The sequence below is a fragment of the Pseudoalteromonas sp. Ps84H-4 genome (assembly GCF_024124645.1).
Taxonomy (GTDB): Bacteria; Pseudomonadota; Gammaproteobacteria; order Enterobacterales; family Alteromonadaceae; genus Pseudoalteromonas; species Pseudoalteromonas lipolytica_C.
Map to the genome: position 1 here is coordinate 1 of NZ_JAMXSK010000038.1, position 24,436 is coordinate 24,436.

A 24,436-nucleotide genomic window follows, 5' to 3' on the forward strand; every position below is an offset into this window, starting at 1 on the left:
TTGGTATCCATGCCGCTGGAGCATTCGCAATTGCCATGGGGGCTAGCAGAAAGGTTGTTATGTTTTGGTTTACCTTGTCACTGCTGGTTTGTTCGTTACTATTTGGATTTTTGGCATCATTGGGGATCACTCAGATAGGAGAAGAAAAACAGCTTCCCTTTATGTGATGGCACAAAACAGAAGCTTTTCCGGTAGCCAGCCACAAGGCTGGTTACCATTACTTACAAGTTACCAATACTCTTAATCGGTAACTTCACTCCACGCCAAATTCAGGCTCATCCCCATACCTATCTCAACTATCTCAGCTACACTATTAACTTAGGCTAGTACAAGCTGTTAAATCGAAACGAACACACATATCACGAACAAACTCTTCACTGAAGTATGGATATAAATGATGTTTCATAAAAATGAGAGTGCTTTGACCGCCATAATTCAGTTGAGTAAGCTTGAACTTAGTAGTGATTATTTAAACAAAAAATTTAACGATCATCGGTTATATACAGCTGCGATTTTATTGATACTCATTCCTCTTGGGCTTGCAGAGGGTATTTTTGACTACAAATCGCATCCTGAAATAAAGAGCGAGTTATTTCAGCTGAGACTTCACTTTCTTCTATTAATGATACCTGCCTGGATTATTTTAAAATCAAGCAGTTTGAAATTAGCTACGGCAACAATTTTAATAACGCTGGTTTTTTCTGCGTATCTCGGCATAAAAATAATAGAGAACACTGGCGAAGACTTAGTGACAACAGTGAGTAATGTTGCACTCTATCCCTTTTTTATCTTTTTTGTTCTCATCGGCTTTTCTATCTACATTCAGATTTTTTTTCTTACTGTTGCATTTTCCTTTGTTGTTCTATCCGAAAACCATGGCGTACTGGATGAGTTGATACAAAACGTTTATTTTCAGATCTCAGTGCAATCGAGCGTTTCAGCATTATTTATTATGCTCGTTTTTTCATGGAGTTATTATCATCGTTACAACCTTCAACTCGCCTTAGAGAAATCCTCTCAGACAGATCCATTAACAGGTGTTGCAAACCGGCGTTACTTTGATAGCAAACTTAAATCAGAAGCAAGCCGAAGTGCTCGCTCAAGCAGTGATTGCGCCCTTATCTTACTTGATATAGACCATTTTAAACGCATCAATGATACTTTCGGCCATCCTACAGGAGATCGCGTTATTTGTGCGCTCGCGGACTTATGCGTAAACCAATCAAGAGAAATTGACCTAGTTGCCAGGCTTGGTGGAGAAGAATTCGCCGTTATTTTACCGGACACCAACATAACTGATGCGAAAAATCTTGCAGAGCGGATTCGAAAGCACGTCGAGGATATATCTGTGACTGGTGATGCCGGAGAAATTGTAAAGTGGACTATCAGCTTGGGGGTATCATCCTTGCCAGAAAGTAGAAGCAGTAGGTATACAACTGAAATTGTTATGGAGATGTTTATCAAGAAAGCAGATAACGCACTTTATGAGGCAAAGAGAAAAGGGCGGAATCAAACTGTATTGTCGCAATAAAATGTGTTTTAAAAAATTTCCTTTTTTATTCAATTAAATGCCAAGCCAAACAGAGCAACGGATGGGATTTCGCTCAGCTCAAGTAAAGAGCTTTGCCTTGAGTAGCTATCATAGTCCAGGATAATAAGCTTCTCAATTGCTATATTGTTAAAACAGTTATGTTACATGTTACGATAATCTAATCTCCTTATAAACTCGCTCAGCCCAATGTTTAATTGACTCATTTTCAAGGAATCCTTTATTTTCAGATGATGATTTTGGATGAGGCACACGCTTATATCTATCACTAAAGAGCTTTTTGATTAGCGTTGTAGGCCATGCCAGTGATTTTTTTAATAACCTGATTTCCAACTCTCGAAGAGTGCGTTCCCAATCAAATTGGACATGCGGCTTCAACAGGAGTGTCGATAGTCTGTTCTTATTATCGGAAGTATCCACTTCTATCAATGCGTACTCTTGACCATCCTTTTCAATTCGATGAAAAGCCAGACAACGTGGGTTACCATCTACAAGCAAGTGTTTGGAGTAACCATCAATAGTGGGGAGCTTTCGGATTTCCCTGTGGATGTGGCGGTAACCCGACATGCCAACCAATTGCAGCACCATAGCGTTAAAGGCTTCAAATTTATCCGCATAGAGATGTGCGTCGTCGCTCTTGTCTTCCATGCCATCATAATCTGCTGAAGGTAATGTACCGTGAGTACTGGCCTCATCCGTACTTACTTCAAAGCCAGTATTTTCTGGAGAGTCTGACGAGTCGCCCTCCTGGCCCAAACAGCCAGTCTGTCCTTTTCCCTTACCTATGCGAGTTGTCCGAATGGGATTAGCAAACTCAAATGCGACGGCTGGCGTTTCAATCCGGATTTCTGTTTGATCAGTATCTGGCTCTTGTTCGTCATCAATTTCCAATTCCGGGCCGGATTGCGGGCCGGGCCGAACAGCATACCCCTGGCCTGCTCGCCTCTCAGCGAATCGGGGATCGACAAAATCGACATAGGCGGGACAATCACAGGTTAGATTAGAAACACCATAAATCTCATACACAAAAAACGCTTTTCGTTCCTGATCGTAATGACCACGAAGTGTCAGCTCAACACCTGCGAGCGGTGGTGGTTCAAATTGAAAACGCCACAGACGGTACTTGTCTGTGTCATAACCGTTTTGAAGTTGGTAGCGGGCAACACTTTCAAAAGACAGCTTAGCTTCCTCATCCAGCAATATCCAGGCTAACAACCGTCTTAATGCATAGTCACCTCTGACGTACAGCGGCAGAGTGCAGGTTGGCAGAATATTGACGAGCGCCTTGCTCAACTTATCTAAGCGCTGGACATCAAACTCCTGAGAGAGTCCGTTGGGGATCAAAGCTAAACGCGTTATATAGGCGTGGTGGAAGAACAGCACTCGCGCTAATTCGAGCTGAGGAAGATAATACTGCGTTCCACCAAATTCAAAATTAAAGCACCATTGCTGTCCATCATCCTGCCGATTTACCACCGGAATTGGACAGGCTTCGATAGGTTCAGTACGCCAATGACGAGTATTTTCTATCACAATACGGGACTGGAATCCGGCAGGGCGTGGTTGTTCGCTTGCATTGACCACCCTGCGTCTTGCTAAGACCGGAATTTGAGAGACACCAAAATATTGTTTCTTTTGGCCTGGTGCCAGTTTGACATTAATGTGCCAATCAGGGCCATCATGGCGGCGAAATAAAGAGCCAATCTCCCGGATAACACTGTTATTTTCTATACCTTTGAACTTCATGTTCCGTATCCACTAAATTTTCCAAATACTGCCTGGCAGGCTCCATCATTCGTTCTTCACTCAATCCGGCGTTTCGCAACAATCGCCACCTTGGCGGCGACTCAAAGAGAACCCGTAAATCGTCATAGGCATTTTGCAAGCGTCGGATCTGGTACTGGGGAACGCTTTCCGAATTAGCCACCAAAAATGCCGATGTACATGGCATTTGATGGAGGTTTTTCTCAAGGGTTGAGAGATTGCCAAGCAACTTAAGGTAGTAGGTTCTTGAGCGCCTGGGCCCTTGTATATTTGCATTCAAAAACGTAGCCAGTTGTCGAAGTGCTTGCAGATATTCCCGATCCCGTTTGTCCCAATCAATACGTGGTACGTTATGGTTTGCCTTGTCTTGTGCATAACGATGGTTAACGTCCAACAGCCAGTCGCGATGATTCCGATAGAGCCTGGCATACAAATCCGGTGATTTTTTTCTGGCTTGAAGGGGTTGACGAGATGACAACAATTCGAGCCAAGCTTCCTGATCTGGCGTTTGACTGCTCGACTGTTGCATCACAACCTTAACTTGTTGTGGCGTTTTACGTGTTGGTTTCCGGCTAACTTCATCAAGCACATCGTCTATCTGCCAGTGGTTATCCAGCAATGCCTGATGAACAACAATATGCTGAAGATAATTGAAACTTTTTCGATGCTTGCGGAAGATTGCTTTCAGCCAGTCTGAGTCATCAATATCGGAACTGGGAGGCATCAGACGGTTTCGGATTAACCAAGCGGCAGGCCACACCTTTAATACCTTATTTTTTATCACTGAGTGGTCAATTTGGGCTTTTCCCCGATAAAAACCCAGTCGATAAGCAAGGCTGCGATAATACTCTGTCCATTGCTCAAAACTGGGGGACGCTTGCGCCGGCCGAACTAACAACCATCGCACCTGAGTGGTTATCCAATCAGATACTCCCATTCCCTTTTGCTGTTTAGTCTCATGACAGTGTTCAGGTGCAGCAGCGATAAAGCGATGACGTTCAATCAGGGGGCGAGCAATCCGCGTATCCATCAACACACCGTGTTCGGGGCACGATTCCACCCCGGCAACCTGCCATTCTCGTCGCCAAAAATACTCACAAAATTGTTCACGTTGAGCGGCTATGCAACCGGGGCAGTACCTGACAAAACGCGGGGATTTAATGCGAGAGGCGGAAACTCCTAATGCCAGATGAGCGGCACCCTGAGAACCCTGGTACAACCAATTCATGCACTGAAGCCGTCGAGCCTCTGGAACAAAAGGTGCGTAAAGCGGAAATAAAGTATGGCTGTAGATCAATTTTTCGGGTGTGAACTCCTCTGGAAGCCAGCGAGAGAGCGTTGCAATATGGTTAGGTAAGTCTATCGTTGCGATAATACTGCGAGATTCGAAGACCTCATCCAACAGTTGCTTTGGGCTGGTCAGCCCTTGCCGGACACCCGCTCTTGCCACGGCGCTATACATCAACTCCTCTGTGTAAGGTATAGGAAAATTCAACACGGCCATCACCCAAAGGAATTAACCCAGTCTTGGGCATCAAAAAGCAAGCCGTTGCAGCCAAGTGATTCCTGGAAGATTTCCTCATTGGCGGACTGAGAGAATAGAAAGCGCAAGTCTTCTGAATCCAGGGTATGCCAGTCAGCTTTCTTCATCGCCTTAAGTTTGGGGGTGGATGACGCTGGCTTTTCTATCTCTGCACTCTGATACCAAGAGAGGATCAGCGGCATAAGATCCTTCATCACAAGGCCTGGATGATCCTCAAAAGCTCTGTTGATCAGAGGTTCAAGCAGCTCAGAGGCATACCCCATATCAACCAGCATATTATGCAAACGAACAGCTTGTTCATTACCCCCATACTTGACTACGGTATCAATGCTTTCCTGGTTGGAACGCAGCAGGTGGCTCAGTTCCAGTATTTTTCTATCCACGTCGGGGATAGTCAGATCTGAGTAACGCGCAATTTTTGTCACATCACCCGACCGTAACGCATCAATCATGGGGTGGATAGGTTTTAGCTCATCCTGGTAGACCTTTCGCATCAAGGCGGGGGTAATGCGCTCAATGCCGGTGACAACAGCCCGGATCTGTGACAAAACAAACAACTTGATGACGACATCCATAATGCCTTGTGAAAGCTCGTACCAAGTATATCTAATCTCATCGGTCACTTCAGGGGATGCTTTAGTCAGCCATTGATACTTCCACAAACGGCCAGTGAAGGCTCCCCACTCGGTACGGGATACCTCCTGCTCGCCTGATGGTTTGCTTAAAGGCTCCCATAGTATTGAACCAAAACCTGCACCACGACGAGCGGACCGCAGATCCAGTTCAAAGACAGATCTGGCCTTTGGTGTCCCCACCATGACAACCGGGACCGAAATTTCATTAACCAGTGTGACAAAGAAATTGAGCATGCGCTCGGCACCACCTGAATTCTTAACACTCAGATGCTGGATTTCATCAATCACTAACAGTCCAATTGCGTGGGTGTTGGCAATGTGTGCCATTACCGCAATCAAGGTTTCTACGCTATGTCGTTTTTCCACGTAGCGACGTACGTAATTCGTGGCGAGTACCGCGTCAATTTCCCGAAAGAAGTTATGACACAGGCTTTTCAACGAACCGTCATGCGGGCAGTCAATTTTAAGGAAAACGATCTGTGTGAAGTTGTAGGCTTCGTGATATATCAACTGGGGATAGGTTGCCAGAATACGGTTCAATGAGCTTGTCTTGCCTGAACCAGAACAACCGATGAAAGCCAGACTCTTAGCGGTGGATTCCACATGCTCGAACCGGAAAACAGCCAAATCCCCCTGCATGACACGCTCATAACCATTCTGGATGTGGGCATTCAGTTCGCCTGTCGCCAGATTTCTGCCAACATACCCTTGTCGAAGCATGACTGATAATTTTGACTCCAGTTCAATGTGACGGGATAGCGGCTGGAAAAAATTATCAAGTAATTGAGATATGACATGAATACGGGTCTGGCCATCAAGATAAACGTCGGTTGGGCGAAACGTAATTTGACCCGATAACCCGTCCTTTAGCTGACGCCGGTCCAGAATCGGCGGCAAAGCTTCAATGAGCGGGTTTCCTTGGTACTGACTTATCCCGGTATCATTATAAATTGCCTGCACCATGCCTTTGGGTAGCGTCATTCATCATCTCCAAACAGGTCATCCAGAAAATCTGGGAAAGCCCCATCTTCGGGCTGATCAGTCAAATACCTGACATCTGCTTTGGGTTTCGGCTCAGTAGCCTTGTTATCCGCTCGACGTTTCTGGCGTTCCTGCTCACGGGCTTCCCGTCGGTTTTGATTGATGCCAACCAAAGTTTCTGTTTTTGATTCACCAAAGTAGGAAGGACGTAGCTTTTCCGCGTTTTGGATGGTTTCCTGAATCACATTTTCCAGCGATCTTTTGCTTTCCCTCTCTTTCAATTTAGCTGCTGCTGTTGATTTTCGTTGTTGCTGCTGGCTGTCCCATAACTCCCACATCGACCGGCCCCTAAATTCCCTTGAGCGGTCTGTTAGCGAGCACTCCCAATAATCTGATTTTGTTGCATCTGGGAAGACATAAATGATGTCGGTTACCGCGGGGTCATACGCCGCCATAAAGGGGCCAGGTCGCTGTTGCCCGGTTCTATGGAGCCAGCCAGACGCCAGCAGCTCCCTACAGGTATAAAAGGCACCGAAGCATTGAATACCGTAATCGGAAAGCGTTACTTTTTGACGAGGCAACAATGCCAGCTTCAGCGCCGACTCCGATGTGTTACGTAGCCGTCCGCTACGATTTTGAATACCCCATTGCCAGATATTAATTGGTACAGGTGCGAGTGTATCCGGCATATCCGGATCGCGGTCATACTTGACCAATACCGAACTCTGGTTGCGATGCAGGATAGAGCCGATAATTATTTTAGTGAATTCGTCCAATGTAAGTGTTGCATCCAACCGATAATCTTTCCCGCCGCGCTTTTTGATGGTGGTTCCAGCAACCACTCCTGGTGCAAACGGCTTGAAGTCTGCTTGAATAGTGCGAAAATGCCGCTCAACGATACCCTTCGCATCCCCACGATAAGGTGGTGTATTTTCAATCCGAACACCAAAGGCCTGCTCCAGATATTCAATTTGATGGCCCAGCAACTCACCGCGATCAGCCAAAATGGCGTCCGGCAGTCCAATCGACGGCCAATCCTCTGGCTCGATGTCATAACCGAAAGACTGACATATCTGAGATTTATCGATCATGGCGTTGACCAGTGCCAACATAGCCGTCACATAGGAGGGGTTTTCAAATCCCACATAGAAACCAGCAATCAATCTGCTATAGACATCGACAACCACGTACAAAGTTGGTCGGCCAATAATCTTTTGTCTGTCAGCGGAAAGCAGATAGATATCGGCAATAGTCGCGTCGATCTCGTACCGTGCACCAGGACCGTGAACCCCAGTTGTGGCTGTTCCTTGTAACGGTCTGATGTCCTTTTGATATTCAATTTTATTGGCTCTCAGCCGGATACGTTCAGGCCGGACATATTCCCGCTCGTAGAAATAACGTAGTTGAGCAACTGTCGGGAAGTTCTCTTTCGGTACATCGGGATGAGCCGTTTCAAACATGTCCTCGAAGCGTCGATGAGCATAGGGTAGAGAATGATTCTTCTCCGTCAGATAGTGGCGATCAAGCACAATGCGAAACATGCGTTCAACGCCAGTATCTACAATGGCGCCGGTACCCGGTGCTATACTTCTCGGACGCCCTAATTTTTTTCCTGAAGCTGTGCGTTTTTTTCCTCGCCCGCCTGATTTATCGTAGTCCGGCAAAAGCGCGTTCGGTATGCAACCTCGCTGCCAATATTGGCGAAGATAAGCATATAGTGTTTTTTTAGCTGTTCCAGATTCATTCACAACCTGCTGAACCAGTGCGCCTCGACCACTGCGATAATAGATATCCGGTTGGTGTATTAAAGGCTCAATAACGGCCATACGCTTGTCCCGAATTTGCTGTGCTACTGAGCCGTGTTCCGGGAGCTGAGCGGCAAGATGGGAATAGGGGTCATCAATTTTTTTTAACGTCTCAGAAAGAATGAAGTCTTCCACTTCTGCCAGGGAAACCCGTTCAGGGAAAGCTTTGTCGGAATCAACATTAATCCATGTATATCGAATGTCTGAGACATCAAGAATTCGATACCGAGCCTCTTCGAATGCCACAACATCATTGATTCGCAACATAATAATTCCTCAATGAATCAATGTCTGAAGATGCTTGTAATTCCCCTACAGCCAGCGTTGACCAAGGCTTTCTGATATCGAATAAGAAAACCCTCAAGGCTAACAGCGAACGTATCTTTTGCAGGGACTCGCCTGGAGAGAGTGAATAGGCTTGATCGAGCATCATCGAAACTTGAGAAATCAGTAAAGTCGGATGATTAATAAAGAAGCCCAAGTAAAGGGAAGCCATATTCAGAGTATCTTCGATCCCATCCAGAACCAATTGCGCTGGATACAGCCAGGCAATATTTTTGGTGACGGTCTTGGGAATTTGTTTTTCTGTCAGCAAATACCATGGAACTTCCTTTAACGCCCAATAACGCCGTTCAAGCTCCAGTTTTTCGATGGTTCTAGAATTAGAAAGATCTGAAGAGGTTTTTACCTGAATAGCCATTCTGGGAAGCTCAGGCTTATTAGTGTCCACTAGAAAATCCGTGGACATGACTTGAATTTGTCCTCGTACTTCGGGATGACGGATACGCGCTTGCGCTGCAAGCTCAATGGTATCCTCTAATCGGAGAGGGTATTGCTCCCGGATATCAGTGACAGATGGATTCCAATCAAACAGAAAGAACGCCGCCAGCTCTAGGTCTGACAACAGATGGTGGGTTCGTTGAGTCTGGAATCCCCAGATGCGGTGAGATCGTCCAGCAGAAGGCAGGTCTCTGACGGTCAACCAGGGTTGGTAGTCTTTTCCTGACCCCTTTCCGCGACCTTGTTTAACCCATTTAAGTGAACGAGAGTCAAGGGATAAGCTGGTCAAGCTCCGTACCTCCGACATTGCACATAAAGTATACGGAGCTAAGTTACCAGCTTTATTTGCAAGTTACCAACTATATTTAAAAGTAACCTACTTTATTTAAATCCCACACCTTAATAAATATAAACTCTAAACTTACTCAACCGTTACCGATTTTGCTAGGTTTCGAGGTTGGTCTACATCGGTGCCTTTAATAACCGCAACATAGTATGAAAGCAGCTGTAGCGGAATTGTATATACAACTGGAGCAATCACGTCATCTACATGGTTTACGTTGATTACACGCATTGTTTCGTCAGATTCAAACGCTGAGTCTTTGTCTGCGAATACATAGATAATACCGCCACGGGCACGTACTTCTTCTACGTTTGATTTAAGCTTTTCAAGTAGTTCGTTGTTTGGTGCTACAACAATGATTGGCATGTCGGCATCAATCAACGCAAGAGGGCCATGCTTAAGCTCACCCGCTGCGTATGCTTCGGCGTGAATGTATGAAATCTCTTTCAGCTTAAGTGCACCTTCCATCGCGATTGGGTATTGTGAACCACGACCCAAGAATAGTGAGTGGTGCTTGTCAGCGAATTCTTCAGCTAAATCTTCAATACCCTCAGCAAGCAATAATGCTTCTTCTAACTTGTTAGGTAGTGTTTTGATTGCATTTACAATCGCACTTTGATCTAAGCCTTTTTCTTGCGCAATCGAAGCCGTTAGCATTAGTAAGCCAACAAGTTGTGTAGTGAAGGCTTTCGTTGATGCAACACCAATTTCAGCACCCGCTTTAGTCATAAAGGCTAAATCAGATTCACGTACTAATGATGAACCAGGTACGTTACAAATGGTCATTGACGCCATGTAACCTTGCTGTTTTGCAAGACGAAGTGCAGCAAGCGTATCGGCAGTTTCACCAGACTGTGAAATGGTCACAAGTAAGCTGTTGTCATGTACAAATGATTCGCGGTAACGGAACTCAGAGGCAATCTCTACGTTACAGCTCACACCAGCAAATTGTTCAAGCCAATAACGCGCAACCATACCTGAGTGGTATGAAGTACCACAGGCAATAATTTGCACGTGTTTTACGTCTTTAAAGATTTGCTGAGCGCTTTCGCCAAAGGCATCAATCGCTACAGTATCATTGTGAAGGCGGCCATCAAGGGTGTTACGTACAGCAAGCGGCTGCTCGTAAATTTCTTTCAGCATGTAGTGACGATATTCGCCTTTACCTGATGCGTCTTGCGTAATGTTTGATTCAATCACTTCGCGCTCAACTGTATCGCCGTTTGCATCAAAGATTTCTACACTGTCACGGGTAATACGCGCAACATCACCTTCTTCAAGGTAAATAAAGCTGCGTGTAACTGGTAATAAAGCTAGTTGGTCAGATGCAATAAAGTTTTCGCCAAGACCTAAACCAATCACCAGTGGGCTACCTGAGCGCGCTACGATGATTTCGTTGTCGTTCGCTTTATCAAAAACAACGGTGCCAAATGCGCCTTCAAACTGCTTAACAGCTGCTTGTACTGATGCTAATAGCGTATCGTGCTGTTGGCGAAGTTGGTGAATAAGGTGCACCATTACTTCTGTATCTGTTTCTGATAAAAACTCATAACCGTCGCCTTTTAATGCATCACGAAGGCTGGCATGGTTTTCGATAATACCGTTATGAACAAGGGCAATTTCGCTGTTCGAAATATGTGGGTGAGCATTGGCTTCGGTTACACCACCGTGGGTTGCCCAACGCGTATGTGCAATACCGGTAGTACCATTAACAGCTGCATCGTTAAGTGCCGCTTCAAGATTTGCAACCTTACCCACGGCTTTAACCGTGTTAAGCTTATTACCTTTAAGTAAAGCCACGCCTGCCGAGTCATAGCCGCGGTATTCAAGGCGTTTTAGGCCTTCAACAAGAATTTTATTTACTGGGCGTTCTGCAACAGCCCCAACGATTCCACACATAATCTCTCCTTTTGCACATGCCAAAGCGTTTTACTTTGGGCGGTATGTGTTGTCATAAATTTAATGTAATAAGGTGTTGTCGGTCTTATTACGGGTTATTCAATTTCTGCACAGATCAGCTGTACACCACACGCTTTTATCGCCTCGCGTTTATCTTCGCTTAGGTTGTTGTCTGTGATAACTGTGGTCACACGCTGCCAAGGCAGTTCTAAATTAGGTATTCTTCGGCCAATTTTTTCTGACTCTACCAGCACCACAACCTCACGAGCAGCTTCAGCCATTACTTGGCTAAGCCCAACTAATTCATTGAAGGTTGTAGTACCTCTATCAACATCAATGCCATCGGCACCAATAAACAGTTGGTCAAAGTCGTAAGAGCGAAGAACATTCTCCGCAACTTGACCCTGAAACGATTCTGAATGCGGATCCCAAGTTCCCCCGGTCATCAATAATGTTGGCTCATTTTCTAATGAAAGCAGCCGGTTAGCGACATTTATAGCATTTGTCATCACCACTAAACCGCGCTTACTCGCAAGCTCGGGGATCATTGCCGCTGTAGTGCGGCCACTATCAATTATGATGCGGTTATGATCTTTAATAAGCTTTGCAGCTGCCTTTGCGATTGCCATTTTGCGAAGCGAGTCGCTTTTCTCGTTGCTATTTGCAACGATTTCTTGCGGCAGTGCAATAGCGCCCCCGTAACGGCGTAGCAACAAGCCACTTTTTTCAAGGGCTGTCAGATCTTTACGTATCGTCACTTCAGAAGTTTGAAACTGCTCAGCTAACGCTTCAACAGCAACTTCACCGAGTTCATTCACTTGGCTTAAGATTGTATGGCGACGTTGTTGAGTGTTTCGTTTTGTCATAAAGTGAATCACATAAGTTTCGTTTCGAAAGTTGTGAGATTTTAAACGAAACAATATAAATGGCAAGTGAATGATCGTTAACCTACACAGCTTTAATTTTGATCTTCATCGTCAACAGGCTAAGCTATTGGCAAATATAACCATGAACATGCCCGATGAAAGAGTTTAATAGCCTCGATAAATCCTTACTCGAACAACGAAAAAATGCCCATGAAATTTGCCGTTTATTTGCCAAAAGCCCAAGTAAAGGCAATTTAAAACGACTAAAAGGCATGTTTGCTCACTGTGGCGAACAGGTTGTTATTGAAGCGGGTTTTCATTGTGATTATGGCGGTGGTATTAAAATAGGTGATCGAACCTTCATAAATATTAACTGTACAATGCTTGATGCGCCGCTATCTGATGCGCAAATTACGATAGGCGATGACTGCTTAATAGGCCCTAATGTGCAAATTCTTGCAGTATCGCATGCGGTAAACCCTACTGAGCGTTTAGCAAAAGCTAATTTTGTAGCGCCGATTAACATTGGCAACAATGTATGGATTGGTGCAGGCGCTATTATACTTGCGGGTATTAAAGTTGCTGATAATTCAGTGATTGGCGCAGGGGCAATAGTTACCAAAGATGTCGCGGCAAATACTCTAGTAGCAGGTAATCCCGCGGTGAAGGTTAAAGAACTTTAACCCTATATTTACGCTAAAGCACGTCCTACGTAGGTCGTCATTTATGGCGACAACCAATCACAAGAAAACAGAATTCCAATATGGATAACTACCTAAATTATCAACTAGCTTTTTTCGCAAAGGGTTTGCTGCGATATATCTGGCTACAGCTATTCTACTTTCTTCTTCACGTAGTGCATGGTCATAGTAAGCAGGTTGCCACACCGTTTGCGAAAAACTACGTCTCTTATTTATCTCTCTAGCAGAAAGACCTTTTAGATGACCAACTGTTTTACCCAAGCTACTATCGCTAAGCCTTAATAAACCATGAAAATGATCAGGCATAAGAACCCAAGTTAACCAGCAACATTGATGTATTAATTCATTTATTTCAATACACCTACAAAATACTTTTGCTAAGTTATGATCACTGAACAGTGCTTTTCTGTTATGGCAGTTGAACGTTATGAAATATTCACCTGATTGAATTGAAACTCGTCCTTTCTTTAAATGGCTCCAGCTCATGAAAAATCCTTTTTCATAAAATTGTAGAACATTAAATATAGTAGATTAACGCACTAAAGCACGCCCTACGAAGATTGTCATTTATGGTGCAAAGAATACATACTAACGCGCTAAAGCACGTCCTACCGTAGGTCGTCATTTATGGCGACAGAGAATACATGCTAACGCGCTAAAGCACGCCCTACGAAGATTGTCATTTATGGTGCAAAGAATATACATGCTAACGCGCTAAAGCACGTCCTACCGTAGGTCGTCATTTATGGCGACAAAGAATACATGCTAACGCGCTAAAGCACGTCCTACGTAGGTTGTCATTTATGGCGTCGTATTTAAAAGTAAAAAAGCCCAGCTGTATTGCTGGGCTTATAGTTGAGAGTTAGTTAACTGTTATTCATAACGTAAAATAAGTGATGGTCTGGTGCTTGCGGCCTTAAAGGCTAAACTTGCAACGGTAACCCAGGTAATGGCGGCCACCGCGGCGGCGGCAACTAAATACACCCATGCAGCTTGTTCAATACGGTCATTAAAGTTTGCTAACCAATCACCAACTAACAAGTAAGTCACTGGATACGCAATAGCAATACTAATCGCCACCAGCACTAAGAACTCTTTAGCAATGATATTTACGATACTGATGCGAGATGCACCTAGCACTTTTCGAACGGCCACTTCTTTTTGACGACGCACTGTTGCAAACGAAGCCAAGCCAAAGGTACCTAAACAAGTTAAGAACACAGCAAGACAGGTAAAGATTAAAACCACATTCGAAATTCGCTCATCACCTTTTAACAGAGTTTTGTAGTTGTCTGCGAGTAAGTTGATTTTTGGCTCATAGATATTGGCTGTGCTTGCTAATACTTCTGCGATCTGAGCTTTAATATAAGGCAAGTTTTGCTGATCAATCGTTAAAATTAATTCTGATACAGGTGATAAAAAGTTAAAGCCACACAAGAACATAATATTTGAGTTGGCATCTTTCGCATTACCTACTTTTACATCTTCAACCACACCTACAACACGCATATCTACGCCACGACCTGAGTCTTTAATTACCTTACCAATAATGTCACTCATGTTAGTGTAACCCGCTTGCCTTGCGACAGATTCAGTCACAATGGTACCCGTACTTGTTACTCCATTTTCGCGGCTTGCCCAATCACCAGCAAACTCACGGCTAAAGTCACGGCCAGCAACCAGTTTTAATCCTAGCGTTTTTACAACATCGTAGCTTGCACCTACTACAGGCGTTAAGCTGCCAGACGCTTCACCATTTGGCCACGTTGGCATAAGTGTATTATTGATTGAAACAGTTAAACGGGTATCAATGACTGTTGTTTGCTGTACACCTTGAATTGCACTAATACGGTTAACCAAGGCATTTTTTTCTTTTGTGAATACTTCGCCTACAGGTAACTCTGAAATGACCAATCTTTGTGTTGTTTCATAGCCTAAAGGTAAGCTTTGTAAGTAAGTTAATTGCTTTAACAAGGTAATAGAGGCAATGATTAAACCTATTGCTAGTGAAGCCTGTAAGGTTAGTAAGCTCTTACGAACCAAAATTGCAGTATTACCGCGTTGTAAGTCACCACTTAAAACACGTTTTGCACTGAATGACGAAATAAAGAATGCTGGATAAAGCCCTGCTAGTATGCCCACAGCAATTGCGACCACAATAATCGCAATGCCAAATTCAGAGGCATAATTCACGACCAATTCGCGGTCAACTAGTTGATTAAAGCTTGGTAAAAAAAACTCCACAAAAGCACATGCAATCACCATTGAAAGCATTGATACCAACACTGACTCAGATAAAAACTGCGTTACTAATTGGCCTTTACTTGCGCCAAGCGCTTTACGCACACCCACTTCTTTTGCACGTTTCGTCGATTGAGCGACGGTCATATTAATGAAGTTAAAACCTGCAATAAGAATAAGTAACACGCTTAAACCAACGCAAATCATAACCACTTGTTTAGCACCACCCGCTTTCATCTCAAACGGTGATTTAGCCGTTAGGTGCAAATCAAGTAATGGATGCAGCTCTAAACTAACTTGCTCCAGCATCGAACCGCTAAAAAAGCGCTCTGTTAAGGTTTTAGCTAATGCATCTGTATCGGTGCCCTCTGCTAAACGCATATAAACATAACTACTGTTGATGTTTATATCGCTTGGATCATGCTTAACATAAACAAGGTTTTTAAAGGCAAAGTGGGTGTTGTCTGTTAAGTCTGCAAACACGGCACGAACTGTGTACTGCCCTTGTTCATGCGTAAGTGTTTCACCAATCACATCGGTGCGACCAAAAATGCGCAGTGCTTCTGATTCACTTAAAGCGAGGCTGTCTGGTGTACTCATTGCTGTTGTTAAGTCACCCGCAATCGTCTCCATAGCAATGAAATTTTCAATATTTGCAGTAGCACCATATAAGGCATTTAACTTATAGCCTTGGTTGCGGTAACTCACATCAACCATGGCTTCACGAGTCAACTCGACCATAGTTAATCCGAACACTTCTTCAACTTGGCTGTAATCTTCGGCCTGCTTTGACTGCACATAATTAAAAATAGGCACCACAGCTAAACCAAGTTTTGAGAAGTCTTGGCCAACGCGATAAACACGCTCAGCATGTGGCTGTTGGCTATCGTACGAAAGCTCATTTTTTGCAAACAAAGCAACTAGAATTGCCGCAGCTAAGCCCACACTTAAACCCAGAACATTTAAAATAAAGTGCTGTTTTTGGTTTTTAAACGCGCGCAGCGCGGTGATCAAATAACTTAAAATCATGTTATGCCACCTCTGCTGTTTGTTGAACACGGTTAGCTTTATCAACCATCACTTGGCCATCAAGTAGGCGCACTAAACGGTCAGCATAATTGCCTTCTTTTTCTGAGTGGGTAACCACAATTACCGTGGTACCTTCACGATTTAGCTCACGCAGCATCGCCATGACTTCATCACCATTTTTTGAATCAAGGTTACCCGTAGGCTCATCCGCTAAGATTAGCTTTGGATTAATCACCAGTGCTCTGGCTACTGCTACACGTTGCTGCTGACCACCCGATAGCTGCTGTGGTAAGTGATCTGCTCTATGGTCGATTGCAACACGTTTTAAAATTTCTTCTACTCGCTGTTTACGTTCACTTTTTGAGATATTTTGATACTGTAATGGCAGCTCAACGTTTTCAAATACTGTTAATTCATCAATTAAGTTAAAGCTTTGGAAAACAAAACCAATTGACGCTTTTCTAAGTGTCGCTAATTGCTTTTCACCAAACCCTGCGATGTCTTCACCTAAAAATTCAAAACTGCCTGCCGATGGCGAATCCAACATACCTAAAATAGAAAGTAATGTTGATTTACCACAGCCAGATGGCCCCATAATGGCAAGAAACTCGCCTTCGTTTACCTGTAAGTTAATGTTATTAAGCGCTGTTGTTTCAACATCTTGAGTACGGAATACGCGTGATAAGTTAGTTAATTTAATCATTGTTTTTATCCTTAAAATTGTAGTTGTTGTGCTTTATCAAAGTTGCTGTAGCTAGAGGTGATCACGCGATCTCCGGCGCTTAGGCCACTTAACACTTCATAATAGTTTTGATTCTTTTTGCCAAGGCGAATGTCTTTTCGTACTGCACGATTGCCATCTTTTTCCATGACATAAACCCAGTTACCCCCTGAGCTGGTAAAAAATGCGCCGCGCTCAAGTAATAAAGCAGTGCCTTTGCTATCACCAAGCATCAGCTGCACATCAAGGCTTTGCCCACGTTTTATATTGCTCGTGCCGTTTGGTAAATCGACTTCAACCTGAAACTGTGATTGCTGAACACGGCTATCAATTTTGCTAACCGTCGCCGCAATTTCGCCTTGTTCATGTTCAATAAGCACTTGCATACCTGTTTGAACTTGGCTTAGGTAAAACTCATCTAGTCGCACAACTAGCTTGTATTCATTAGGAATATCAATCTGCCCTAGGCGAGCACCACGGCTTTTTGATTCACCAATTTCAACATCAAGCTCACTTAAATAACCATCGGCAGGTGCTGTTATGAGTAGGTTTTCAAGGTTCTTACGCGCAAACTGTAGGTTTTTCTCTAGCATGTCGGCACTGTCTTTTAACTGGGCAACTTGAACTTCACGAATGCTGTTTTCTTGCTTTTGACGCTCAAGGGTTAGTTCTTTACGCGCTTTGTAATACGCTAAGTCTTCTTGAATTTCAGATAATTGTTCTTGTGCTAACACACCCGTTTTCACTAGCGGCTGAGTTTGTTTTAAGCGACGCGATAAATGTGTGATTTTAAGATCGATTTCAAGCAAATCACGGCGTAAGTTTAAACGGCTGGTTTCCATATTCATTTGCGTGTTGCGTAAAAAGTTAAGCTGCTCAGTCACCTGTGCTTCACGGCTCATTACATCAAGCTGCAAATTGGTATTGCTTAAACGCACAAGTGGTTGGCCTTTTTTAACAAACTCACCTTGCTCAACAAGTCGCTCTTCAACTTGGCCTCCGGCAATGGTGTCGAGGTAAATAGTAGTGCGAGGCATAACCTGACCACGAAGACTTAAAGCATCAACAAATTCACCTTGTTGTACTGTGCTAATCGTTAAGCTTGTAGCGCTTACTTGCTGACTACGACCTGTTTGCTCAGTTTGCGTGAAACCATAAGCTGCTGCCGCAACAGCTAAACATGCCGCTGCAATGAGTGATTTCTTAAAAAATGCTTTGTTAGTTGAGCGTGTAATTTTCTTATCCATGTTGACGCCTTTAAGTTATCTAGGTGCTAATTACCTATAGATAAAACAACTCTTGTGCCAACTTTTATTTTTATTAAATTACAGTAACTTACATTAAAAACAATAAGAGTGCATATAATCAAGTGTCCGCTTATAGAACACTTCAAAATCCATATATCGTCCATAAATGGACACTGTTACTATTTTCAATTAGTCTTAGTGTTCCCATAAAGGAATAATAATAAATAGCTATGAAACAAGCAGGATCAATTCTTATCGTCGATGATAACCCCGACGTACTTATCGCCGCACGATTACTTTTAAAGCAGCATTATCAAGTTGTAAAAACCACAGATAACCCCTTTGATATCGAAGGTATCATTAACGCACAGCATGAAGCGGATCAGGCCATAGATGTTGTGTTACTCGATATGAACTTCACGCAAGACTCAATTAGTGGCAAAGAAGGATTCTACTGGCTAAAAAAAATCATGAGCCAAGACGCTAACATTGCGGTACTGCTTATGACGGCCTACAGCGATATTCAGCTAGCTGTCGAAGCAATTAAGGCCGGTGCCTCTGATTTTATTGCCAAGCCTTGGCAAAATGAGCAATTACTCGGTGCTGTAGCGGCGGCATTTTCACACGCTAAAGACAAACAGCAAGTTGGTAAACTCACAAAACAAAAACAAGCCTTGCAGCAATCAATCGGCAACCAACCATTTGAATTTTTAGGCCAAAGTGATGCCATGCAGCAGGTTTTTTCGGTAATCGACAAAGCAGCCAACACCGATGCCAACATATTGATCAGTGGCGAAAGTGGCACAGGTAAAGAGCTCACTGCACATGCAATCCACAATGCAAGCCAGCGCCAAAACCAGCCTTTCATTAGTCTAGATATGGGCTCACTGGCCGAAAGCCTGTTTGAAAGCGAACTATTTGGCCATAAAAAAGGGGCGTTTACTGGCGCGAAAGAAGATCGCATTGGCCGATTTGAGCTGGCCCATGGTGGCAGTTTATTTTTAGACGAGCTAGGTAATTTACCGCTTAACCAACAAGTTAAGCTACTTGCGGCACTACAAAATAGGCAAATAACACCGGTTGGTGGTTCTAAAGTCATCGATATTGATATTCGCTTGATCTGTGCAACGAATGAAAACCTCGAACAAGCAGTTACTGAAGGCAAGTTTAGGCAAGACTTACTGTACCGTGTTAATACCGTAGAGATCCGTTTGCCAGCTCTGCGTGAGCGCAGTGAAGACATTCCATTACTGTGTAACTACTACTTGCAGCACTTTGCACATAAATACAAACGTGAGCTCTCGATTGCAGCATCTGATATGGCACGTTTAAGCCAGTATCATTGGCCAGGCAATGTCCGTGAACTTGCGCATGCAATTGAGCGAGCAGTCATCCTGTCGGAAGGCTCAGAGCTCGATATAAGCTCAGTGATAAGCTCACCAAGTGCAGCTATTAGTACAAATGACATCTCTTCAAGCGCCACTGACTACGACACTTTTGATCTCGAAATCATCGAGCAGAGAACCGTTCGAGCAGCATTAAAGCATTTTCAAGGGAACGTGAGTCATGCAGCTAAAGCCCTCGGCCTAACACGCGGAGCCATGTATCGTCGTTTAGAAAAATACGGACTTTAATCGATGCGAAACTTTATTAGCTTAGCCTGCCTATTAGCTGCATTAATAGGTTTATCAATTACTTTGTTTTGGCAAGTAGAGCAAAGCGGGTTTTCTGCAATTTCGGCACTTTTAGTAATTTTAAATTTGGTATGTGCCGCGCAAATTTTTAATTTATTTAAACGCCAAACAAGGCGTGCAGATATGGTGTTTCGCGCTTTAGCGAATGGAGACAGCACATTAGGCTTTGGCGACCAACACCCTATGCAGCAGCAATTTGAGCAGGTTAAACAACAAATTCAGGCTGCACGTTTTAATGCAGAGCAACAAGCTCAGTTCTTACAAGCGCTATTAATTCATATCGATTTAGCGGTATTAGTATGTGATGAACAAGGCACTATTATTGAAAGCAATCCGGCGGTCAGCCGTTTACTTGGACAAGCTGTAAAGCACATCGATGATTTAGGTGTAATAGCCAACCTAGTCCAAGACGCAAAACAAAATAGCCGTAATACCGTGCCATGGCAAAATGGCGAGCAGCACGATACGTTATCTGTGCAAATCAGTATTGCCGAAATTCAAGGTAAAGTTCGTAAAGTGATCAGTTTGCAATCTATTCATGATCAACTGCAATTAAAAGAGCAACAAGCTTACAAACGCCTAACCAAAGTACTAACCCATGAAATTGCTAATTCGATTACGCCACTTTCTTCTTTAGCACAAACTTGTACGGCACTGCTGCCAACTGAGCTTAGTTTTGATGATCAGGAAGATAAACAAGACTTGCAACTCGCCCTAACAACACTCGCATCACGAACCGAGCATTTAGGGGAATTTATAGCGCAATTTAAAAAGGTTAGTAGCTTACCCGCCCCACACTTACAGCCACATATTCTGGCCGATCTTGCTAAGCAAGTTGTTGCTCTGCACTCACAGCAAGCTAAGCAACTTAATATTACGTTGAATTTATCGGTGCAAAGCCAACAGCTAGTGATGATAGATAGGGGCCAAGTTGAACAAGTAATAATAAACCTGCTTACCAATGCCCTTGATGCACTAAAGCAGTTAAATAATCCAGAGTCAGCAAAGTGCATTGAAGTAAGCATTGCACAAAATGCTAATCAGCAACTGTATTTAGAGGTCAGCGACAATGGTACAGGTATCAGCGACCATGTAATTGAGATGATTTTTGTGCCATTTTTTACTACCAAGCAACAAGGCTCAGGAATAGGCTTAAGTTTATCGCGGCAGATCATGCTCAATCATGGCGGCGATCTGGTATATATCAAACGTCAACAAGGAGCCTGCTTTCGCTGCGTGTTCGGTTAGCTTACACAGTTAGAACAATTACTTACAATTTGCTAAGGCGCTGTTTGGTATTATGTACCCATTAACGTTTAATGGACTAATCAATATGCGATACCTCGCCTTTGCAGTGCTTTCTTCACTTGCCTTTATTCCTACAAAAAGCTTTGCTGGTATTTATGACAGCCCAGATATGAACCTGTTTGTTAAATCAGAGCATAATAGTACTGATTCAATCACCTCAGCGGGCATCGAATTTATGGCTAAAAATAACTACAGTAATTTTGGCGCAGCATTTACAACGGCACTAGGCTCTGCAGAAGTATTTACTAAAAAAGGTGATCGGGAGACATTTCTCACCTTAGATAGCGGCATCAAATTTGGATATTTCAGTGACTTTTTTGTCTATGGCGAAGTAGGCTTAGATTTAATTGAGCTTGCTTTCTACGACGACCGAAAAGATCATGATTATAGCGACCGCTATGATGACGACCACAATAATATTGATGGCTATGTTGGTGTGGGTATGGGCGTGGACTCAAAGCCATTCAGAATAGAGATCTATGCCAGAGCCCGAGAAATAGACAGCCGTTATTGGGAAGCACAAAACCATGGTTACGCTGGGTTACAAGTTAGTATTTCGTTTTAATTTCAATTGGGTGAGTAAGTTAGCGAGCTGTTAATCTAATGGTCATTTTTAGCTCACCCTATGTTAAGCTTAGGCGCTTTAGTTTACCCGCACCTAAGTTAACGGAGTATTTTAATACGTGTTTTTAAATCGATTTTTAGGCCTTGTTGTTGTTTCTCTTATTGTAACAGGCTGTCAGACTGCCCCTGAGTCTCTCCCTGAAAAGAAGCCAATAATTAAGGCAAATCCAGGCACTGTGGTTGCAGAAGCTAAAACAAAACAAGTAGACGCGGTGACACCGCTAAAACCAAGTGAACTTGATGACGTATGGCAGCGTATTCGCATTCAATTACAGTTTAGCGATTCAAGTCATCCAGATGTGCAAAAGCGCATTGCTTGGTACCTTACTCATCCAAATTACATGGAAGAAATAAGCCGCCGTGCAGCGCCGTATTTGTATCATATCGTCACAGAAGTAGAAAACCGTGACTTACCAATAGAACTCGCTCTAATGCCGCTTATAGAGAGCGATTTTGATGCCAGTGCCTATTCGCACAAACATGCATCGGGTTTATGGCAACTCACCCCCTCAATCGCCAAATACTTTAAAGTAAAAATTACCCCTTGGTATGATGGTCGCCAAGATGTGGTCGACAGCACCCGTGCAGCTTTGGATTTTATGGAATACCTTTATAAACGCTTTGATGGTGATTGGTATCACGCTATTGCTGCCTACAATATTGGTGAAGGGCGAGTATTACAGGCAATTGATCGTAATAAAAAACAAGGTAAGTCGACGGACTTCTTTAGCTTAAAGCTACCATCACAAACCAAACAATACGTGCCTAAGTTACTGGCCGCAGCACAATTATTAAAGCACCAAAAAATGATATTCCCTGCAATTAAGAATGAGCAGGCTATTGCGACCTTACCAGTAACTGGTGCAGTGATCTTGGCAGACAAAGCGAAATGGCAAGAGCTTGAAGAGCTAAACCATGGTGTTATCCGATACCCAGCGGTGATTGATGCGCCACATATTGTGGTCCCAAAAGATCAGCAAGCAAGTTATCAAGCTCTATTAGCTAATCAAAAGAGCAATGATTATAGCCAGTGGCAACATTACACAGTTAAACGCGGTGATAGCTTAAGTGTGATTGCAAAGAACTATAAAGTAACAGTTAGCCAGCTGAAAACCTTCAATAACCTAAAAACAAACACCATTCGTATTGGTCAAAAACTGATATTGCCGCAATTAGCTGATCAACAAATCGAGTATAAGGTGAAATCTGGCGACAGCCTTTGGAAGATAGCAAAGCAATACAAAGTCAGTATTACTAAACTCAAACAATGGAATAACCTTTCAAGAGATAATTTAAGAGTGGGTGAAAAGCTCACCGTGTTTATCTCAAATAGTTAATATCAAATCAGGGAGTTTTACTCCCTGTCTCTTTTATCTATCCAATTAAAGTTGTATCTTTATTGGTCTATAAAAACAACAATTAAAAATTATGGATAATCAGCAACAGGACGCAAGCTGTTCAACCGTTAAAACAGAGCAAGACACTAACGTTGAAGAGCAAACAAAGACCACCCAGCAAAACACTCAGCCTGCTAGCAACCAGCGTAAAGCTTGGTTTACCAACGAGCGGCTAAACCTATTTCTCGCACTCTGTGCCATTATAATTTCAGCAGCCTCCTTTTATGCCACATACTTACAAGCCAGCGCCGCAGAACGACAAGTAAAAGCCGCAACCTGGCCATGGCTCGAAGTGATGACGGGGAATTTCAATGAAGAAAAAAATTATGAAGAAATCACTATCAACATTAAAAACTCAGGATCAGGCCCAGCCATTATTAAATACGTTAAATTCTTCCACGATGAAAAGTCGTATACAGAGATATTTGAAGTAATAAAGGACTGCTGCTTTGATATCTATGCTTACCAAGAGCAATTAAATAAGTTGCAAAATGAGTCACCAGAGATCAATTTCTTTGAAAAATTTGGTTGGTTGTATACCGGCGTTAGTAATAACCGATTATTAGCCTCAGGCGCTGAACTTAATCTTTTTGGTTTTAAGAAAACAGGCTTCAATGCAACTCAGTGGGACAAGGTAAATGACCAACGCTTTAATATCAAAACCGAGATCTGCTATTGCTCGTTACTAGAACAATGCTATCTAAGCGATGGCCGCGGCGATGTGAGAGAAATACAGCAGTGTGAGTGACACCGAGCTATCAGCTTTCAGCAGTCAGCGATCAGCCGCGCGGTGGATATGTTTGGTGCTGCGTCTTCCTCTAACGAAGGTTCTAGGCAAAGTGTACTTGTAGGAATGGCTTTAGCCGTGAATGTGTTTGTTAAGGTCTGAATTCGACACTGAAGTGCCTCCTACGGGTTTTGTTGCTGAGGGTGACTCAGTTACCTAACAACCCGGTAGATCAACTGACATCTAATATCTGACGTCTGAGATTCTTATCACGTAGGAATGGCTTTAGCCATGAATGTGTTTGTTATGGTCTAGATTCGGCACTGAAGTGCCTCCTACGGGGTTTGTTGCTGTGGGTGACTCTGTGCTAAACAACCACACAGTTCAACTTTACCCTTGCTAACTTGCAACTCGCTAACTCATGTTGGGTTTCGCTCCGCTCTACCCAACCTACCTGGCTGAAAGCTGACAGCTAAAACGCAAAAAAGCCCGACTCTTTCGAATCGGGCTTTCTCTAATTTGGAGCCTGGCGATGTCCTACTTTCACATGGCAAATGCCACACTATCATCGGCGCTGTTTCG

18 protein-coding genes are annotated in these 24,436 nt (G+C 43.5%); 7 read left to right on the forward strand and 11 right to left on the reverse strand.

Translation table 11 applies throughout. From position 1 onward, the window contains the following. The first annotated feature begins 394 nt into the window (after window positions 1-394). Window positions 395-1,531, forward strand: coding sequence for a GGDEF domain-containing protein (locus NH454_RS20785; protein WP_110069141.1), 1,137 nt, complete (start codon window positions 395-397; stop codon window positions 1,529-1,531). 168 nt (window positions 1,532-1,699) lie between these two features. On the opposite strand, the gene NH454_RS20790 is transcribed toward NH454_RS20785, so the two are convergent. The 7 genes from NH454_RS20790 to NH454_RS20820 all read right to left on the reverse strand — a co-directional run bounded on the left by NH454_RS20790 (window position 1,700) and on the right by NH454_RS20820 (window position 12,165). After that, a complete protein-coding gene (locus NH454_RS20790) occupies window positions 1,700-3,295 on the reverse strand; it encodes a Tn7-like element transposition protein TnsE (RefSeq protein ID WP_119676906.1) in 1,596 nt (531 codons plus the stop codon). Beyond that, window positions 3,270-4,817: a TnsD family Tn7-like transposition protein gene (locus NH454_RS20795; protein WP_110069138.1), complete on the reverse strand. Its 1,548-nt coding sequence runs from the start codon at window positions 4,815-4,817 to the stop codon at window positions 3,270-3,272. The genes NH454_RS20790 and NH454_RS20795 overlap by 26 nt, the downstream gene beginning before the upstream one ends. Continuing rightward, window positions 4,817-6,472, reverse strand: a complete 1,656-nt coding sequence (locus tag NH454_RS20800; protein ID WP_110069137.1) for an AAA family ATPase — start codon at window positions 6,470-6,472, stop codon at window positions 4,817-4,819. The genes NH454_RS20795 and NH454_RS20800 overlap by 1 nt, the downstream gene beginning before the upstream one ends. After that, complete coding sequence (locus tag NH454_RS20805; protein WP_110069136.1) at window positions 6,469-8,544, reverse strand: DDE-type integrase/transposase/recombinase; 2,076 nt, start codon at window positions 8,542-8,544, stop codon at window positions 6,469-6,471. Before NH454_RS20805 ends, NH454_RS20800 begins: the two co-directional genes overlap by 4 nt. Next, window positions 8,528-9,346 carry a TnsA endonuclease N-terminal domain-containing protein gene (locus NH454_RS20810; RefSeq protein ID WP_219983232.1) on the reverse strand — a complete coding sequence of 273 codons (819 nt, stop codon included), beginning with the start codon at window positions 9,344-9,346 and terminating at the stop codon, window positions 8,528-8,530. The genes NH454_RS20805 and NH454_RS20810 overlap by 17 nt, the downstream gene beginning before the upstream one ends. 132 nt (window positions 9,347-9,478) lie before the next feature. Further along, window positions 9,479-11,299 (reverse strand): glutamine--fructose-6-phosphate transaminase (isomerizing), encoded by a 1,821-nt coding sequence (gene glmS / locus NH454_RS20815; protein ID WP_253040156.1) that lies wholly within the window; start codon window positions 11,297-11,299, stop codon window positions 9,479-9,481. Between the two features lie 95 nt (window positions 11,300-11,394). After that, a complete protein-coding gene (locus NH454_RS20820) occupies window positions 11,395-12,165 on the reverse strand; it encodes a DeoR family transcriptional regulator (protein WP_135923060.1) in 771 nt (256 codons plus the stop codon). Window positions 12,166-12,320: 155 nt separating this feature from the next. Between NH454_RS20820 and NH454_RS20825 the strand changes: the two genes are divergently transcribed. Continuing rightward, window positions 12,321-12,848 carry a sugar O-acetyltransferase gene (locus tag NH454_RS20825; RefSeq protein ID WP_253040159.1) on the forward strand — a complete coding sequence of 176 codons (528 nt, stop codon included), beginning with the start codon at window positions 12,321-12,323 and terminating at the stop codon, window positions 12,846-12,848. 57 nt (window positions 12,849-12,905) lie between these two features. Here the strand turns inward: NH454_RS20825 and NH454_RS20830 are convergent, their stop codons facing one another. From NH454_RS20830 to NH454_RS20845, 4 genes are all read right to left on the reverse strand, one after another. Next, the gene (locus tag NH454_RS20830; RefSeq protein WP_138558984.1) at window positions 12,906-13,352 is read right to left on the reverse strand and encodes a transposase; all 447 of its coding nucleotides are present in this window, start codon (window positions 13,350-13,352) and stop codon (window positions 12,906-12,908) included. A 387-nt stretch (window positions 13,353-13,739) separates the two neighbouring features. After that, window positions 13,740-16,136: an ABC transporter permease gene (locus NH454_RS20835; protein WP_253040162.1), complete on the reverse strand. Its 2,397-nt coding sequence runs from the start codon at window positions 16,134-16,136 to the stop codon at window positions 13,740-13,742. Window position 16,137: 1 nt separating this feature from the next. Continuing rightward, window positions 16,138-16,839 carry an ABC transporter ATP-binding protein gene (locus tag NH454_RS20840; RefSeq protein ID WP_253040164.1) on the reverse strand — a complete coding sequence of 234 codons (702 nt, stop codon included), beginning with the start codon at window positions 16,837-16,839 and terminating at the stop codon, window positions 16,138-16,140. A gap of 11 nt (window positions 16,840-16,850) precedes the next feature. Then, entirely contained in the window at window positions 16,851-18,104 is a 1,254-nt protein-coding gene (locus NH454_RS20845) for an efflux RND transporter periplasmic adaptor subunit (protein ID WP_253040166.1), read from the reverse strand. A gap of 230 nt (window positions 18,105-18,334) precedes the next feature. Between NH454_RS20845 and NH454_RS20850 the strand changes: the two genes are divergently transcribed. The 5 genes from NH454_RS20850 (at window position 18,335) to NH454_RS20870 (ending at window position 23,875) form a co-directional block, all read left to right on the forward strand. Next, the gene (locus tag NH454_RS20850) at window positions 18,335-19,738 is read left to right on the forward strand and encodes a sigma-54 dependent transcriptional regulator (protein ID WP_253040167.1); all 1,404 of its coding nucleotides are present in this window, start codon (window positions 18,335-18,337) and stop codon (window positions 19,736-19,738) included. Window positions 19,739-19,741: 3 nt separating this feature from the next. Beyond that, window positions 19,742-21,046, forward strand: a complete 1,305-nt coding sequence (locus NH454_RS20855) for an ATP-binding protein (protein WP_253040168.1) — start codon at window positions 19,742-19,744, stop codon at window positions 21,044-21,046. Between the two features lie 85 nt (window positions 21,047-21,131). Continuing rightward, window positions 21,132-21,671, forward strand: a complete 540-nt coding sequence (locus tag NH454_RS20860) for a hypothetical protein (protein ID WP_253040169.1) — start codon at window positions 21,132-21,134, stop codon at window positions 21,669-21,671. Between the two features lie 118 nt (window positions 21,672-21,789). After that, window positions 21,790-23,067: a LysM peptidoglycan-binding domain-containing protein gene (locus NH454_RS20865; protein ID WP_253040170.1), complete on the forward strand. Its 1,278-nt coding sequence runs from the start codon at window positions 21,790-21,792 to the stop codon at window positions 23,065-23,067. Between the two features lie 91 nt (window positions 23,068-23,158). Next, entirely contained in the window at window positions 23,159-23,875 is a 717-nt protein-coding gene (locus tag NH454_RS20870; protein WP_253040171.1) for a hypothetical protein, read from the forward strand. Window positions 23,876-24,436: the final 561 nt, after the last annotated feature.

Excerpts from the sequence above, each read along its gene's own strand:
- NH454_RS20785 (WP_110069141.1), top strand. The coding sequence starts at position 395 with ATGATGTTTCATAAAAATGAGAGTGCTTTGACCGCCATAATTCAGTTG.
- NH454_RS20790 (WP_119676906.1), bottom strand. The coding sequence starts at position 3,295 with ATGAAGTTCAAAGGTATAGAAAATAACAGTGTTATCCGGGAGATTGGC.
- NH454_RS20795 (WP_110069138.1), bottom strand. The coding sequence starts at position 4,817 with ATGGCCGTGTTGAATTTTCCTATACCTTACACAGAGGAGTTGATGTAT.
- NH454_RS20800 (WP_110069137.1), bottom strand. The coding sequence starts at position 6,472 with ATGACGCTACCCAAAGGCATGGTGCAGGCAATTTATAATGATACCGGG.
- NH454_RS20805 (WP_110069136.1), bottom strand. The coding sequence starts at position 8,544 with ATGTTGCGAATCAATGATGTTGTGGCATTCGAAGAGGCTCGGTATCGA.
- glmS (WP_253040156.1), bottom strand. The coding sequence starts at position 11,299 with ATGTGTGGAATCGTTGGGGCTGTTGCAGAACGCCCAGTAAATAAAATT.
- NH454_RS20820 (WP_135923060.1), bottom strand. The coding sequence starts at position 12,165 with ATGACAAAACGAAACACTCAACAACGTCGCCATACAATCTTAAGCCAA.
- NH454_RS20825 (WP_253040159.1), top strand. The coding sequence starts at position 12,321 with ATGAAAGAGTTTAATAGCCTCGATAAATCCTTACTCGAACAACGAAAA.
- NH454_RS20830 (WP_138558984.1), bottom strand. The coding sequence starts at position 13,352 with ATGAGCTGGAGCCATTTAAAGAAAGGACGAGTTTCAATTCAATCAGGT.
- NH454_RS20835 (WP_253040162.1), bottom strand. The coding sequence starts at position 16,136 with ATGATTTTAAGTTATTTGATCACCGCGCTGCGCGCGTTTAAAAACCAA.
- NH454_RS20840 (WP_253040164.1), bottom strand. The coding sequence starts at position 16,839 with ATGATTAAATTAACTAACTTATCACGCGTATTCCGTACTCAAGATGTT.
- NH454_RS20845 (WP_253040166.1), bottom strand. The coding sequence starts at position 18,104 with ATGGATAAGAAAATTACACGCTCAACTAACAAAGCATTTTTTAAGAAA.
- NH454_RS20850 (WP_253040167.1), top strand. The coding sequence starts at position 18,335 with ATGAAACAAGCAGGATCAATTCTTATCGTCGATGATAACCCCGACGTA.
- NH454_RS20855 (WP_253040168.1), top strand. The coding sequence starts at position 19,742 with ATGCGAAACTTTATTAGCTTAGCCTGCCTATTAGCTGCATTAATAGGT.
- NH454_RS20860 (WP_253040169.1), top strand. The coding sequence starts at position 21,132 with ATGCGATACCTCGCCTTTGCAGTGCTTTCTTCACTTGCCTTTATTCCT.
- NH454_RS20870 (WP_253040171.1), top strand. The coding sequence starts at position 23,159 with ATGGATAATCAGCAACAGGACGCAAGCTGTTCAACCGTTAAAACAGAG.